General features: G+C 35.4%; 3 protein-coding genes. All 3 read left to right on the top strand.

The annotated features are described in order from the left end of the window. A partial coding sequence (locus tag AMN78_RS00985; protein ID WP_143323151.1) for a Bug family tripartite tricarboxylate transporter substrate binding protein occupies positions 1 to 626 on the top strand: 626 nt, incomplete at its 5' end. A 22-nt stretch (positions 627 to 648) separates the two neighbouring features. Next, the gene (locus AMN78_RS00980; protein WP_075533758.1) at positions 649 to 1119 is read left to right on the top strand and encodes a tripartite tricarboxylate transporter TctB family protein; all 471 of its coding nucleotides are present in this window, start codon (positions 649 to 651) and stop codon (positions 1117 to 1119) included. Next, on the top strand, positions 1116 to 1442 hold a 327-nt coding region (locus tag AMN78_RS00975), incomplete at its 3' end, for a tripartite tricarboxylate transporter permease (RefSeq protein WP_179850587.1). The genes AMN78_RS00980 and AMN78_RS00975, both read left to right, overlap by 4 nt.

Genomic DNA, 1442 nt, shown 5'->3' with positions numbered 1-1442 from the left:
TTAAACCAATCGCTGGTGTAATCGGTGACTATGGTGCAATTGCAGTCGCTAAAAATTCACCATACAAAAACTTTAAAGATGTAGTGGATGCTTACAAAAAAAATCCTAAGTCAGTAAAAATGGCTGGTGGATCTGTAAGAGGAAGCATGGACCATTTAATTGGTGCACTTGCATTTCAAGAGGCTGGCGCAAACCCTAACGATGTAGTTTACGTACCTTACGATGCTGGTGGTAAAGCTTTAGCAGGACTTTTATCAGGAGAAACTCAAATTCTTTCAACTGGTTTGGGAGAAGTAATGGGTGCTAGAGACCAAGTAAGAATTATTGGCATTACAGCTCCTAAAAGAGTAGGTGATGCTCCAGAAGTCCCAACTTTGAAAGAACAAGGATATGATGTTCAGTTTGTTAACTGGAGAGGTTTCTTTGCTCCTAAGAGTATGCCAAGTTCAGATGTTAAGAAGATCGAAAAAATGTTAGGCGATGTTCAAAAGACTCCTGAATGGGAAGCAGTTAGAAAAAGAAATGCTTGGGTAAATATCTATAACCCAGGACGTAAGTTTGACAGTTTCTTAAAAGGTCAAACAAAAGAGATGACAAAGTTAATGAAAAAACTAGGCGTTATCTAGTTGTTAACTTGAAGTAAGAGCAGTGAAAATTAGTCCATCAAAATTAATTTCACTGCTCTTCTTTATCTTTTCGGGTTATTATTTATATACAGCCTATCAAATACAGGTCTTTGCTTTTGATGAAAACGCACCATTTAATGCTAAGACATTTCCAATTTATTTAGGTTTTGCTGGATTAGTTTTTTCTGCACTTTACGTTATTTTACCGGAGACAAATCCTACTGACGTCGATTTAAAAGTTTTAGATTATAAAAAAACTATAGGGTTAGTTATTTTAATGATCTTATATGGCTTAACTATTTTGAGAGCCGGATATTTTCTTTCAACTTCAATTTTTTTAGTCGCCTCCTACATAATTTTAGGAGAACGAAAATGGATTTGGATATTTATTCTATCTTTTCCTTTTGTAGCAATATTTATGTACCTTCTTCACGGACTACTAAATATTTATTTACGTGATCCTTTTTTAAAATACTTAGGAGTAATGGGATGATTGAAGGAATACTAATAGGATTACAAACTGCTTTATCATTCAAAAATTTAATGATGGTGATGATTGGTTGTTTTGCTGGGACAATTATTGGAATGCTCCCAGGTTTAGGTCCGATGACAGCCATAGCATTAATGATACCAATTACTTATGGTTTTGATCCGTCAACAGGGTTAATTTTAATGGCTGGAGTTTATTACGGGGCAGTCTTTGGTGGATCAACTTCTTCAATTTTAATTAATGCACCTGGTGTTCCAGGAACTGTAGCCACTTCTTTTGATGGATATCCAATGGCACAACAAGGTAAAGCTGGTAAAGCTTTAGCG

It is taken from the genome of Candidatus Pelagibacter communis (genome assembly GCF_001179945.1).
Classification (GTDB): domain Bacteria; phylum Pseudomonadota; class Alphaproteobacteria; order Pelagibacterales; family Pelagibacteraceae; genus Pelagilacustribacter; species Pelagilacustribacter ubique_A.
The sequence above is the reverse complement of the archived record's forward strand: the minus strand, read 5'-3'. Positions and strand labels throughout refer to the sequence as shown.